Annotated in this window: 10 protein-coding genes and 1 pseudogene; 8 read left to right on the plus strand and 3 right to left on the minus strand. The window is 54.7% G+C overall.

The genetic code is table 11. The features are described from left to right. Positions 1–73: 73 nt before the first annotated feature. Entirely contained in the window at positions 74–355 is a 282-nt protein-coding gene (locus EJP87_RS18370) for a hypothetical protein (protein ID WP_227657469.1), read from the minus strand. Between EJP87_RS18370 and EJP87_RS05315 the strand changes: the two genes are divergently transcribed. The 6 genes from EJP87_RS05315 to EJP87_RS05340 all read left to right on the plus strand — a co-directional run bounded on the left by EJP87_RS05315 (position 333) and on the right by EJP87_RS05340 (position 8,882). Continuing rightward, the gene (locus EJP87_RS05315) at positions 333–968 is read left to right on the plus strand and encodes a MipA/OmpV family protein (RefSeq protein WP_265332103.1); all 636 of its coding nucleotides are present in this window, start codon (positions 333–335) and stop codon (positions 966–968) included. The genes EJP87_RS18370 and EJP87_RS05315 overlap by 23 nt on opposite strands. A gap of 26 nt (positions 969–994) precedes the next feature. After that, positions 995–1,681, plus strand: coding sequence for a response regulator transcription factor (locus EJP87_RS05320; RefSeq protein WP_130470823.1), 687 nt, complete (start codon positions 995–997; stop codon positions 1,679–1,681). Further along, the gene (locus tag EJP87_RS05325; protein ID WP_130470824.1) at positions 1,650–3,005 is read left to right on the plus strand and encodes an ATP-binding protein; all 1,356 of its coding nucleotides are present in this window, start codon (positions 1,650–1,652) and stop codon (positions 3,003–3,005) included. The genes EJP87_RS05320 and EJP87_RS05325 overlap by 32 nt, the downstream gene beginning before the upstream one ends. Before the next feature lie 209 nt (positions 3,006–3,214). After that, complete coding sequence (locus EJP87_RS05330) at positions 3,215–4,696, plus strand: efflux transporter outer membrane subunit (RefSeq protein WP_227657466.1); 1,482 nt, start codon at positions 3,215–3,217, stop codon at positions 4,694–4,696. After that, on the plus strand, positions 4,693–5,805 hold the full coding sequence (locus tag EJP87_RS05335) for an efflux RND transporter periplasmic adaptor subunit (RefSeq protein ID WP_130470826.1): 1,113 nt from the start codon (positions 4,693–4,695) through the stop codon (positions 5,803–5,805). Before EJP87_RS05330 ends, EJP87_RS05335 begins: the two co-directional genes overlap by 4 nt. Continuing rightward, positions 5,802–8,882, plus strand: a complete 3,081-nt coding sequence (locus EJP87_RS05340; protein WP_130470827.1) for an efflux RND transporter permease subunit — start codon at positions 5,802–5,804, stop codon at positions 8,880–8,882. The genes EJP87_RS05335 and EJP87_RS05340 overlap by 4 nt, the downstream gene beginning before the upstream one ends. 19 nt (positions 8,883–8,901) lie before the next feature. On the opposite strand, the gene EJP87_RS05345 is transcribed toward EJP87_RS05340, so the two are convergent. Continuing rightward, on the minus strand, positions 8,902–9,444 hold the full coding sequence (locus EJP87_RS05345; RefSeq protein WP_130470828.1) for a hypothetical protein: 543 nt from the start codon (positions 9,442–9,444) through the stop codon (positions 8,902–8,904). Next, entirely contained in the window at positions 9,441–10,748 is a 1,308-nt protein-coding gene (rsmB, locus tag EJP87_RS05350; RefSeq protein ID WP_130470829.1) for a 16S rRNA (cytosine(967)-C(5))-methyltransferase RsmB, read from the minus strand. Before rsmB ends, EJP87_RS05345 begins: the two co-directional genes overlap by 4 nt. 459 nt (positions 10,749–11,207) lie before the next feature. On the opposite strand from rsmB, the gene EJP87_RS05355 reads away from it, so the two are divergent. Together EJP87_RS05355 and EJP87_RS17690 are read left to right on the plus strand one after the other, a co-directional pair. Continuing rightward, positions 11,208–12,083: a flagellin N-terminal helical domain-containing protein gene (locus EJP87_RS05355; protein WP_130470830.1), complete on the plus strand. Its 876-nt coding sequence runs from the start codon at positions 11,208–11,210 to the stop codon at positions 12,081–12,083. Between the two features lie 25 nt (positions 12,084–12,108). Beyond that, a pseudogene (locus EJP87_RS17690) lies at positions 12,109–13,013 on the plus strand (transglutaminase-like cysteine peptidase); the annotation flags it as partial.

The raw sequence follows: 13,013 nt of genomic DNA on the forward strand, positions 1-13,013 counted from the left end.
CGCGCATTTTTGCGCCAATCCGCACAGCATCCCCATGGGGGTAGAGCTGGCGAACCAGCACGAACCTGAATAGTTACATTTTTGGTAAGTATTGCGTAAGAGAAAGTATGGCAACATCCCACTTGCCAACAACCAACCAGGAGCCTGCCATGTTTTTATCACGAGCATTATTCAGAAGTGTGCCTACTTGCCTCACCCGTTCAGTCTCTGCTTTTACTGTCGCATTGATCTGCTTCTCCCCTGTATTTGCGGCAAAATTAGCGCAAGGAGAGGAGCCCTCTTCGTGGGGAATAGGTATCGGCACGGTCAGCAAACAAAAGCCATACATCGGAATAAAACGCGAGTATAAAGCCATTCCCATCCTGCAATATGAAAATCAGTATGTCCGGCTTTTCGGTCCAGGATTGGAAATTAAATTGCCTGGCTACCGTATCAACGATGGGCAAAAGCTGCATTTCGGCCTTGTGGGCCGCTACGCTCTTTCTGCTGGTTATGAGTCCGACGACTCCCGGCAACTTGCAGGTATGAATGAACGTAAAGGTGGTGTCTGGGCTGGAGCCAAAGCAAAATGGGAAAGCAGTGTAGCAAATATTACCGCAGAGTGGACAACGGATCTCTCCGGTCACAGCAATGGGCATTTGCTTAATCTGGGAATTGACAAAACATGGCGCTTCGATAACCAGGTGATGCTTACCCCTCGTCTGCAGGCAAAATGGCAGGATAGCAACTATATCGACTACTATTTTGGCGTGCGCGATAACGAAATCCGCGCAGGACGTGCCGCCTACAAAGGCAACGCTGGAATCAGCCCGGAGTTTGCTCTGCGCACTGTCTACAAGTTGGATCCCCATCATTCCATCATCCTGGATGCAGGAGTGACTGCTCTTGCCCCAGAGATCAAGGATAGTCCACTGGTGGATCGATCCACAGAAAATAATATCTTTCTTGGCTATCTCTATCGTTTTTAATATATTTCACATTTTTGGTTATAAAAATGAATCGCATTCTTCTGGTCGAAGACCATGAACGACTTGCCAGATTGATCTGCCAGGGGCTCCTGGAACAGGGTATTGCCAGCGATATTGCCAGTCGTATGGATGAGGCTCGGGAGGCCATGGCTCAGGTGCCCTATCAGGCAATACTCCTGGACAGAGGTCTGCCCGATGGTGATGGCTTGGCTCTATTGCAATACATGCGCACATCTGGGTTGGACATACCATGCCTTGTTCTGACAGCACGCGATGCCTTGCGTGATCGCGTGGAAGGTCTTGATGCAGGAGCCGATGACTATTTACCCAAACCTTTCGCCATGAGCGAATTGGTGGCACGTGTAAAAGCTCTGCTGCGTCGTCCCAGTGAATGCCGCCCACTCGATCCACAGGCCGGTGACCTGAGCCTGCGTCCAAGCATGGGTGCCTTGTGGTGTGGAAAAGAGTCTGTCGCACTGGCTCCAGCAGAGATGCAGATCATGCTGCTGCTGTTGCGTCACCATCAGGAGGTCGTGCGGCGCAGTATGCTGGAGGCAGCAGCATGGGGAATCAGTGAAATGGTCACCCCCAACGCTCTCGATGTAGCGATTCATCGTATGCGTCGCAAATTGCTGCTCATCGGTTCACGCCAGAATATCGTCAATGTAAGAGGTTGCGGATATGCGCTACGTGAAAATGAATTGGATAAATAGCCTGGGCTTGAAAGTGTTGTTGGCATATATCGCTGGCGTGTCGCTGAGTATTACCTTAGTGGTAATCTTCGCCGTTGTGGCACTGCAAAGCGACCTGCTTGCCCGAATTGATGTCGCTAACTTGGCAGAAGATATGGCAAATAAAATCCGCTTCGACAATAATGGCAATCCCATTGGCTTTGACGCGCGCAGAGATAATTTTACGTGGGTTTACGAAACTCTCCAGCAAGAAACAGCGTATCGCATTTTAGACGATGCAGGAAATATGATCATTCGCTCCAATATCGACAAATCATTTTGGCCTACCCAGGGAGATCTGCTGCGTTTGGCACCTGGACGCTTCAGCTTCGAGCACAATGAATTGACCATGTATGGGGGCACCGGTACCGTTAAACATGAAGGAAAAATTTGGTATTTGCAGGTCGCCGCCAGCATGAGGCTGATGAACCTCCTGCATCGCGTTGCCTTGCCACTTGTGGTAACCGGTATTGCGCTCTTCAGCCTCGTTTTACTATGTGCCTTCGGTGTCTCTGCCTACATCACTTTGCGATACACCCTAAAACCATTGCGCGATATATCTGAATCTGCAGCAAAAATCTCCCCACGCTACCTGCACACACGTCTGCACACAAAAGCAATTCCTGCAGAAATTGCACCGCTTATTGACAGCTTCAATCAGGTCTTGGAACGACTTGAACAAGGCTATCGCACACAACAAGAGTTTTTGGGAAACGTGGCACACGAGTTAAAAACTCCGCTCACATTGATCAGAGCACAAATTGAATTGCACCATTTGGGTGAGAGCAACGGCAACACACTATTGGACGACGTGGAATATATGACACGACAGGTGCAACAATTGTTACTTCTGGCGGAAGCTGTCGAGGTACACAACTATACCTTTACCAAGGTTCGGATACACAATATTGTTGACGAGGTCATCGCCTACCTGCAACGCATGGCCGAAAGCGCCAATATACTCTTGACGGTCTCTGCTACCGATGACGCACTGTGGCAAGCTGATCGCGGCGCACTGTTCACCTTGCTGAAAAATCTTCTGGAAAATGCCATCCAACATGCACCTGCAAATACGGCTGTCAGCGTGGAGATCGCTAACAACATGGTGACAGTACGGGATTCAGGGCCGGGCGTCGATAATGCAGATCTCCCTCTATTGTTTGAGCGATTCTGGCGTGGTGCGCATCGGCGTGACCATGGCGCCGGGCTCGGTTTGGCTATTTGCAAGGAGATTGCCTGCGCACATGGTTGGCAGCTTTTGGCCCTGCAGGCTAAACCTGGACTACAGTTCCAGTTGTCGCGATAAAAGGAGAGTATAAACCATATAGGTTCTCGGTACACGCTCCGCATAATTCACAAAAAATGTCTGGTGTCGCATTTTTTTGATTGCACACCAGAGTATCTGGTACAAAATATGCGGGAATGGACTGTCGAGCCTCTGCACACCGAATCAACCCGTTTGTGTCATTCTGTACTATCTGTTTTCGGCACACTCTTTTAGCTCTTTGGAATGTTATGCGTTCAATTTATGTTCCACAACAAATATTTTTGCTTTTTTTACTTACTGCACTTCTATCATTGGGCGGCTGCTCCTTGTCCCTGCCCAAATGGCCCAGCGAACTCTTGCAACCGCACAGCAAGCAATGGCAGGCCCGTCTGCCCCATGACGGTTCCAATGCACTACTGCTTGATTGGTGGAAACAATTTGACGATCCCCTCCTGCCTCTGTTGATCGAAAGCGCTCATGCCAGCCATCCCAATCTGCAACGGGCCGTGGCCGCCATCAAAGAGGCGCGTGCCACCACCCAACAACGACAATCGGATCTGCTGCCACGCTTGGATGGCTCCATCAGCAGCCAGCGTGTCGGTGATCGCAGCGATACCAAACCAGGCACGGCCAACACCGCCCTGCCAGAAGCCCTGAATACCAACAGCGGCCTGGATGCCAAATGGGAGTTGGATCTGTTCGGCGGGCTGCAACATGCCAAAACGGCGGCCGAGGCGCGTCTGCATGGACGACAACATGCCTGGCATGATGCCCGCATTACCCTGGCCGCCGAAGTGGCAGGCAAATATCTGCAATACCGCGCCTGCCAACAGCTTTTGCAACTGAACCACCAGGAAGCCGAATCCCGACAAGTGAGCGCGCAGCTCACCACCATTGCCGTCAACGCCGGCCTGCAGGCAGCAGTGGATCGGTATCAGGCAGAGGCCCGTCTGCAAGATGCCCACGCTGCTGTCCATGCCCAAGAGGCGCTCTGTACCCAAACTGTCAAATCCCTGGTCACCTTGAGCGGCCTGGATGAAACCACTCTGCGGCAACTGCTTGCCGATCCCGCAGAACACTTGCCCCAGCCCGCTGCTTTCGAGGTGCGCAGCCTGCCCGCCGATCTGCTCACACAACGCCCCGATCTGGCCGTGCTCGAACAGGAGGTCATCGCCGCCATGGCTGACAGGGAACAAGCCGCAGCCAACCGTTTGCCCCGTTTGACCCTCTCCGGCACCATCGCCCTCAACACCATCCAAACCGCTCACACAGTAATCGCTACCCAACCATGGAGCCTGGGTCCACTCTTGACCTTGCCGCTGCTCGATGGTGGTGGCCGCGAAGCACGGGTTGCAGAGGCAGAGGCACGTTATGAACAGGCGGTGGCACGCTATCAAACAGCCATACAAAGCGCTGTGGAAGAGGTGGAAATTGCCCTGGTCACCCTGGATAGCGCCCGTTTGCGCCTGCAAGCGGCACAGGCCAGCAGGCAACAACAACAGAGTGTATGGACAGCACAAAGCCAGTTGCATCAACAGGGCGGTATCAGTCGCTTGACCATGGAGGAGTTTCAGCGCGCTCTGTTGGCCGCACAACGGGCAGAGCTTCTCTTGCAGCGCGAACGTGTGCAAGCCTGGATCACCCTCTACAAATCCCTGGGAGGTGGCTGGCAGGCGGAACACACACCATCTTCCCCCTCTTCTCCCTCAAACCAACGAGATGAGCCGTGATCTCCATTTTTCGTTCCTGTCGCCCCTGGCTGTGCTCTGCGGCACTGCTTCTCTTGGGCAGCCATGCAGCTTTGGCCGCCCCTCCAGCCCCTGTGCTCAGCGTGCGGACTACTCCCCCACAAACCCTGCCCTGGACTGTGAGCGAAAGCAGCAGTGGCGCCATTACTGCTTGGCAAGAGGCGGTGGTTGCCGCTGAAATCGGGGGTTTGGCCATTATCGAGCTGGCGGTGGATGTCGGTAGCGTGGTACGCCGCGGACAACGGCTGATTCTGCTCTCCCAAGAGAGTGTCAAAGCCAGTCGCAACCAGCAGCGCGCCAATGTTGCCAAAGCAGAAGCCGGACGCGATGAGGCCCAGGCCAATGCCGAACGTGCGCGCAAAGTAAAAGACAGTGGTGCACTCTCCGAACAACAGATTACCCAATATCTGCTTGCCGAAAAAAGTGCCAAGGCGTCTCTCCTGGCTGCCGAAGCTGCCCTGCTGGCGGAAGAGGTGCGTCTCAAACAGACTGAAATTCTCGCGGCCGATGATGGCATCATCACAGCGCGCACGGCTACCTTGGGCAGTGTGGTGCAGCCGGGCGTGGAGTTGCTGCGCCTGCTGCGGCAAAATCGCCTGGAGTGGCGGGCCGAACTGACCGCCGAACAGATGCTCAGCATACAGGCCGGACAAAAAGCGCGGCTGACCCTGACTGATGGTCAACAACTGGAAGGAGTGGTACGTCTGGTTGCTCCTACCTTGGATAGCAGCAATCGCAAAGCCATTGCCTATATCGATCTGCCCAAAGAGAGTCCGGCACGGGCCGGCATGTTTGCGCAAGGCGATATTGTCATCGGGCAAAAAGAGGCGCTGACCGTTCCACAAAGCGCCCTGGTGCTGCGTGACGGCAACCACTATCTGTTTGTCGTCCCAGGCAAAGAAAAAAGTGGTATACAAAATGTCGAACAGGTGAAAGTCCAAACAGGAGGTCATATCGGGGATCGTGTGGAGCTGCTCTCACCTTTGCCACTTGATGCACGTGTGGTGGTCAGCGGTGGCGCCTTCCTCAAACAAGGGGACCGGGTGCAAGTCAACGATGATACAAGTTCAGACCAGGAACGCAAACCATGAATGTCTCCTCCTGGTCGATCCGCAATCCCGTTCCGGCCATCCTGCTCTTTGCGCTGCTGACCCTGCTGGGCCTGGGCTCCTTTCGCGGCCTGGGTATCCAAAATTTTCCCGATATTGAAGTCCCCGTCATCACCGTCTTGGCCACCATGGAGGGTGCAGCCCCTACCCAAATGGAGACGGAGATTGTTCGCAAAATGGAGGATGCCATCGCCACTCTGGGTGGCGTGGAGCATGTGCGTTCCAACATCAGCGACGGTTCGGCCGTTATTGCAATTGAATTTGTTATCGACAAAGATTCCGAAGTCGCCCTCAACGAAGTGCGCAATGCCATCGATACCGTGCGTACCGATCTGCCCCAGGAGATGAACAACCCAGTCATTTCCAAGGTCACGACCAGCGGCAAAGGGTTGGTTACCTTTGCGGTCCATGCTGCCGCCATGGATATGAGCGACCTCTCCTGGTTTGTGGATAATGATCTTTCCAAAGCTATTTTGGCGGTTCCAGGAGTCGGCAAGTTTGCCCGCATCGGCGGGGTGGATCGGGAGGTCCAGATCGATCTGCATCCGCTGCGCATGGCGGCACTGGGTATCAGCGCTGCCGAGATTTCCAACCAACTGAAACGGGTGCAACAGGATTTTTCCGGCGGTCGCGGTGATCTGGGCAATGGGGTACAGGCAGTACGTACCCTGGGTGCGCTTCCCTCTGTCGAACCCCTGAAACAGTTGGAAATTGCCCTGAATGATAGCCGACGCATCCGCCTCAACGAAATCGCCACCATCAAGGATAGTATCGCCGAACCCACCACCATCGCCCTGCTCGATGGCAAACCCACCGTCGCCTTTGAGATCACCCGCATCAAAGGCTCCAGTGAGGTGACCGTGGCCAATGCCGTGCGCAAGGCGGTCGCCGCCTTCCAGGCAGCTCATCCACAGGTCACCATTGAAGAGGCTTATAATATTGTCGCACGGGTCCAGGATAACTATGAAGGCTCGATGGAGCTGCTCTACGAAGGGGCTTTTCTGGCCATTCTGGTGGTGTGGTGGTTTTTGCGTGAATGGCGTGCCACCTTTGTCTCCGCTACCGCCCTGCCGTTATCAATTATTCCCACCTTTTTGGTGATGCGCCTGTCCGGATTCAGCCTGGATACCTTGACTCTGCTGGCCCTGGCTCTGGTGGTAGGGGTATTGGTCGATGATGCCATTGTTGAAATTGAAAATATCGTCCGACACCTGGGTATGGGTAAATCACCCTATCAGGCTGCCATGGAGGCCGCCGACGAAATCGGTTTGGCGGTCATCGCGACCACCTTGACCCTGGTGGCAGTCTTTCTGCCCACCGCCTTCATGGGCGGTATTCCAGGCAAATTTTTTCGCTCCTTTGGGGTCACCGCCGCCGCCGCAGTGTTGGTATCGCTCCTGGTCGCCCGCCTGCTCACCCCAATGATGGCCGCCTATCTGTTGCGCCCCTTGCCACTCCATCCCCCGGAAAGCCCATGGATTCACCGCTATCTGGGGTGGGTGCACTGGTGCATGACCCATCGGCGTATCACCATTATTCTGGCCATCGCCTTTTTTGTCGGCTCATTGATGTTGGTGCCTCTCCTGCCAAAAGGGTTTGTCCCGGTAGCCGATCGGGCACAAACAGTCATCAACCTGGAGCTGGCTCCCGGCAGCTCCCTGGCCGATACCGAACAGGTGACCCTGCAGGCCAATCGCCTGTTGCAAACCATGCCCGATGTGCTGCGGGTCTTTTCTGCAATCGGTGTCGCTGCCAGCGCCGATCAAGGACCATTGGGAGGGGGATACAGCAGTGATGTGCGCAAAGCAACCCTGACCATCAATCTGACCCACCGCTCGCAACGCGCACGCAGTCAGTTGGCCATCGAAGCAGAGATCCGTACCCTGTTACGCAACCTGCCTGGCGTGCGGGTTGCCAACGCTTCCAGCGAACCCGGAGCCAAAATGCGTGTTTCCCTGGCCAGCGATGATCCCGACGCCTTGGACGATGCAATCCGCAATCTGGAAAACGATCTGCGCACCTTGAAAGGGCTGGGCAATATCACCTCTGCCGCCTCCCTGCAACGACCAGAGATTCACATTCTTCCTGACTTTGCCCGCGCCGCCGATCTGGGTATCAGCAGTGACACCCTTTCCCGCACCGTGCGTATTGCAACTGCTGGTGATTATAAGGTCATGTTATCAAAATTAAACCTTCCGCAACGTCAACTGGCGATTCGGGTACGCTTGGACAAACCCTGGCGCCAGGATCTGGCCGCCATCCGCCAGTTGCCGATAGCGGCCAAGCGGGGGACTGTTCCCCTCTCCGCTGTCGCCGAAATCAAAATGGCCAGTGGACCCGCTCAGATTACCCGTATGGATCGTCTGCGCAACTCCGCCATCGATGTCGAATTGGGTAGCCGGGTGATTGGTCAGGTGATGGCAGAGGCGGAGGCACTGCCTGCTTTACGCAATCTGCCGCCAACGGTGAAACATCCCATGGAGGGAGATGCCCAACGGATGACCGAACTGTTCAGCAGTTTTGGAATAGCGATGGCCATCGGTATCTTGTGCATTTACATGATTCTGGTGTTGCTGTTCCACGATTTTATGCAGCCGATCACCATTCTGGCTGCCCTGCCCTTTTCACTGGGTGGCGCTTTCATCTCATTATTGGCTACCGGCAACTCCTTTTCCATGCCGGCAGTAATCGGCATCCTGATGCTGATGGGTATCGTCACCAAAAACTCGATTCTGTTGGTGGATTATGCGGTGATGATCCGCCGCGAGGAGGGTTTATCGCGTTTGGAAGCGATGGTACATGCTTGTCAAAAGCGGGCACGTCCCATTGTCATGACCACCATTGCCATGGGCGCCGGCATGCTGCCAGTGGCCCTTGGTCTGGGAGCAGAACCAAGCTTTCGGGCACCGATGGCCGTGGTGGTGATCGGCGGTCTGCTGACCTCGACGGTGCTGTCGTTGCTGTTTATTCCGGTAGTCTATACCTATATCGATGATCTGTTGCTGGGTTTGCGTCGTCTGTTCTCCTGGTTGCAACAGCGCAATCGTCGCACGGAATAGAGCATGAGAGTAAAAACGCTTATTTGTCTGTTGCTTCTGGAGTCGATAGCGCCATCCAAAATCGCCACAAGGTATCGATTTTCATGCTGTAGAGTCGTGGCTGCTCAAAAGCATACCAACCATAACCCCGCCACTCACCACTGAAAGACCAGGGAGGCAGATGATATTCTGCAGCAAATTGGCTCACAAACTGTTGCAGAGAGACTCTCTCTGCCTGCGGCAACAAGCGCCTGCATAAAGTGCTGCTCATCCAAAAGGCGCTGACTTTGCCGGAACGATCGGTTTGCACCAGCAGATCATCGGTCATACTGCGGGTGCGCAGATCGGAAAAGGCGCGCCAACCTTTGTCGGCAAGCAGGCCAAAGGTATAATATCCCTCCTCCTCGCGCAGCAACTGCAGCTCCAGACGAAACTTGGCCAGCTCCATCACCTCCTTGATCGGCATGCCCAGATAAAAACCACGAATCACCGGCATGCCCTCACGCAAACCAGCTCCCCATGCCGCACCAAGCAGGCTTGCAGAGAGGCACAGAGCCAATATCGCCCCAGCAAGAGTCCTCATTCACCGACCCGCTGCAAAGAGGCTGCATAAAAACCATCACAATCGGCCTCCCCCATCTCTATCCGCAGATCCCCCCGTTCATCCGCAGGCATACCTGCCGGTCGCACACTCTGACGACGCCACTGGGGATGCTGGCTGAGAAAATGTTCAACCTGCTGTTCATTCTCTTCAGGCTCCAAAGAACAGGTGGCATAAACCAAGGTTCCCCCCACCTTTACCCGGGTTGCTACCGCTTGCAAAATGCGCTGCTGTTCCACACACAAACGCTGCAGATCCTCCGGTTGGCGGCGCCATTTGATCTCTGGATGGCGACGAATCACCCCTGTACCACTGCACGGCACATCTAGCAAAGCCCGATCAAAGCTGCGCCCAGCCAACAAGGCGGGATCTCCGGCATCTCCTGTAACAATCTCTACCTCCTGCACGCGCAAACGCTGCATATTCTCCAGCAAACGTGGCAAACGCGCTGGATCTTTTTCTACGGCTGTCAAACGCAGTTGATTGCCCGCCAACGCCGCCAAATGGGCGGTCTTGCCCCCAGGAGCAGCACAGGCATCCAAGATGCACTCCCCTGGTTGTGGCGCCAACAATGGGGCTACCCATTGCGCCGCTTGATCCTGAACCGCAAACCAGCCATTGCCATAACCGGGTATTTTTTCCACCGCCCCCTCTCCCGGTCGCAGAGTGATGGCCTCCTCCAGAGAGGCTGAACGTACCAGCACACGTTCTGCCAACGCCTCCAGCAAACGCTCTGTCGTAGTCGCCAGCGTGTTGACCCGCACCGTCAAAGGAGGAATCTGGTTTCCAGCCTGCAGACGACGCCGGGTTCCCTCTTCACCCAACCTCTGCCACCAGCGCGCAACCAACCACTCTGGATAGGACTCCTGCACCGCCATACGCTGCTGCGGATTCTTGATTTCCTGCCACAAAGCCTGACGATCTACACGCAAAACCGCACGCAATACCCCATTGGCAAAACCACTCCAACTCTCTTCCCGCCGTCCTTTGAGCAGCTCCACCGCTTCATAAACCGCCGCCCGCTCTGGAATACGCAGATAGAGCGCCTGATACAGTGCTGTACGCAATACAGCCCATATAAATTGATGCTTGTCTGGCAACGGTCGGTTCATGCAGCTTTTCAGAAGATAATCCAAGGTTGCCAAATGGCGCAGCGTACCCGTGGCAATCTCCATGGCCAAAGCCCGATCGCGCCCTGACAAACGTTCAGCAGAAGCGGGTAACTGCAAAGGTGCCGTACTGCGTAATACTCCCATCACTGCTTGAACTGCCGTTAAACGAGCCATCCTACTCTCCCCAATGTATCCATCTATAATTCCTACACCTTTTCCTGCTCCAGGAAAATCTCCTCAAGTTTCCAGAACAAACAACCGATAAAATGGCCATTGATCGCTCTAGTCGATCTGTGAGGTGGACGGAGATTCCCCTCACCCCCATTATGGATCCCGCACGGGTCGGGTTGACCCTGTAAAACAAGCAACCCACTTTTATCCAAGGATGGAAACCGTTTTGCCTGAACAGGGAGGTTTCAACGATGAAACCATCTTGCCGGTCCTAATCGACCCACATCTGCTGTCGTTGCCATCGCGCTTGTTTTTGCCCCACCAGCCCCTCATCCGGGTTATGGCTGTTGTGCGGCAATTCTATACCTGCGACCACCGGTTGGTCGTCGTGAGGTGGCAATTGTGTGTATGCAATACCGGGCAAAATATTTTGATAACCAAGAATCTTAGGGAAGTGCGACCATGGCTATCACCATTACCAGCAACAGCGCCGCCTCAACCACGGCCTATCATCTCTATCGTGCCAACGACTCCTTGAAAAACTCTTTTGAGCGTTTGGCTTCCGGTTTACGTCTCAATCGCGCCAAGGATGATGTCGCCGGTTTTGCCATCTCCACCCGTATGGAAGTAGCCATTCGCGAACGCAGCACCGCGTTCAAAAATGTCAACGATGCCATCGCCATGACCCAGGTAGCCGATAACGGTCTGCAAGAAGGAGCGCTCCTGCTGCAACGCATGTGGGAGCTGGCGGTACAAGCAGCCAACGGTACCGCCGGAACCGGTGATCGTCAATCGTTGGAGGATGAGCTTAATCAACTTAAAGCGCAACTGGATCATTTGGCCGACAATACCACCTTCAACAATCAAAAGCTGCTGGATGGCTCCATGAACGGCAAAAAGATTGAAATCGGTGGCATGCTCGGCAGTACGGGAACCTTGCAATGGCTCTCCACCAATGACAATAGCGCCCAATTGAGCTCCCGCGAAGGGGTGTTCAGTGCCTGGTGGTCGGCTGCCGACGGTTCCTCTTTGAATCCCCCCTCCATCTTGACCCAAAGCGATGCTGAAGCTGCTATCGGCACCCTGTCCAGTGCCATTGCCAATATCGCCTCACAACGTACCCGTATCGGTGCGTTTGAAAATCGCCTGCAGGCCATTGCAAATACTTTATCGCAATCTTCCATCGAATTACATTCGGCCCGCTCGAAAATTCGTGATGCCGACATGGCCGATGAGGTGGCAAAAATGACCTCCCATTCCATCGTGCAGAATGCCAGTACCGCACTGTTGGCACAAGCCAATCAGCAACCATCTCTGGCCAAACAGCTCTTCTCCTGATTGATCGATGGCAACAGCAAAGCCAATGTGGAAACCATCCAGCAGAGCAGTTGCTCTGCTGGGAAGTTGGCTACTGCTCTGGCCAGGCTGGCTGGAGGCCAACAAAATCGGCAGCAGTGAGCCTCCTGCGCGAATGACCGCTGATCTGTTTCTGGACAATCGCTTACCCTCTCAGGATCATAGCGGTCGCAGCGAGCGCCTGCAGCGTTTGATCTCCCGCCATGACCAACAACACCCCCCCGGTTGGACAGAGCAGGTCGCCCATCTGCGTCTTCTGCCGCCCAAAGAACAACTGCATGCTGCACACGCCTTTATCAACCAACGTCTGCGTTATGTCGACCATGGAAATGCCTGGCAAACCCCTCGTGAAGCCTTTGGCAAAGGGGGGGTATGTGTGGAGTTTGCGGTCAGTAAAATGTTGTTGTTGCGCGATGCCGGTTTTAATGAAGCAGCCTTGCGGGTAGTCACCCTGCGTCCATTGACGGCTCAGGGAATCTATCATGTGGTTTTGCTGGCGCGTCTGCCGGATGGCGCGGTCTATGTACTGGATTCACCAGAACGGGCACAATCGGCAGATATTGTGCCTCTGGCCGCCTACCGCGAGCGGATTCGTCCGGTGGTCTGGGCGGGGTGGCGGGGCGGATTCAGCAGTAATGATCAACCACAAAATGGCGATTTTTCCTCTTTTGTTACCTCCTCTGGCCGCACCTCCAGTACGGGAGCTGATCGCACCTCCCGCTTTGCCAGTGGCGACCGTCTGGTGGATATTGCTGCCGACCTGCGTCTGGTGCGTCCCGGGGAAAAACCACTGAGTGCGGCCGAACGGCAACATTTGGCACTGTTGCGCCGCTATTATCATAATCCCATTCCCAGCAACGGAGAGGCAATCTCTGCGGCCGAACGACGCAAGCTCAATGCGATACGTGCTCG

It is taken from the genome of Candidatus Magnetaquicoccus inordinatus, from assembly GCF_004217665.1.
Classification (GTDB): Bacteria; Pseudomonadota; Magnetococcia; order Magnetococcales; family Magnetaquicoccaceae; genus Magnetaquicoccus; species Magnetaquicoccus inordinatus.

Excerpts from the sequence above, each read along its gene's own strand:
- EJP87_RS18370 (WP_227657469.1), bottom strand. The coding sequence starts at position 355 with ATGGCTTTATACTCGCGTTTTATTCCGATGTATGGCTTTTGTTTGCTG.
- EJP87_RS05320 (WP_130470823.1), top strand. The coding sequence starts at position 995 with ATGAATCGCATTCTTCTGGTCGAAGACCATGAACGACTTGCCAGATTG.
- EJP87_RS05325 (WP_130470824.1), top strand. The coding sequence starts at position 1,650 with ATGCGCTACGTGAAAATGAATTGGATAAATAGCCTGGGCTTGAAAGTG.
- EJP87_RS05330 (WP_227657466.1), top strand. The coding sequence starts at position 3,215 with ATGCGTTCAATTTATGTTCCACAACAAATATTTTTGCTTTTTTTACTT.
- EJP87_RS05340 (WP_130470827.1), top strand. The coding sequence starts at position 5,802 with ATGAATGTCTCCTCCTGGTCGATCCGCAATCCCGTTCCGGCCATCCTG.
- EJP87_RS05345 (WP_130470828.1), bottom strand. The coding sequence starts at position 9,444 with ATGAGGACTCTTGCTGGGGCGATATTGGCTCTGTGCCTCTCTGCAAGC.
- rsmB (WP_130470829.1), bottom strand. The coding sequence starts at position 10,748 with ATGGCTCGTTTAACGGCAGTTCAAGCAGTGATGGGAGTATTACGCAGT.
- EJP87_RS05355 (WP_130470830.1), top strand. The coding sequence starts at position 11,208 with ATGGCTATCACCATTACCAGCAACAGCGCCGCCTCAACCACGGCCTAT.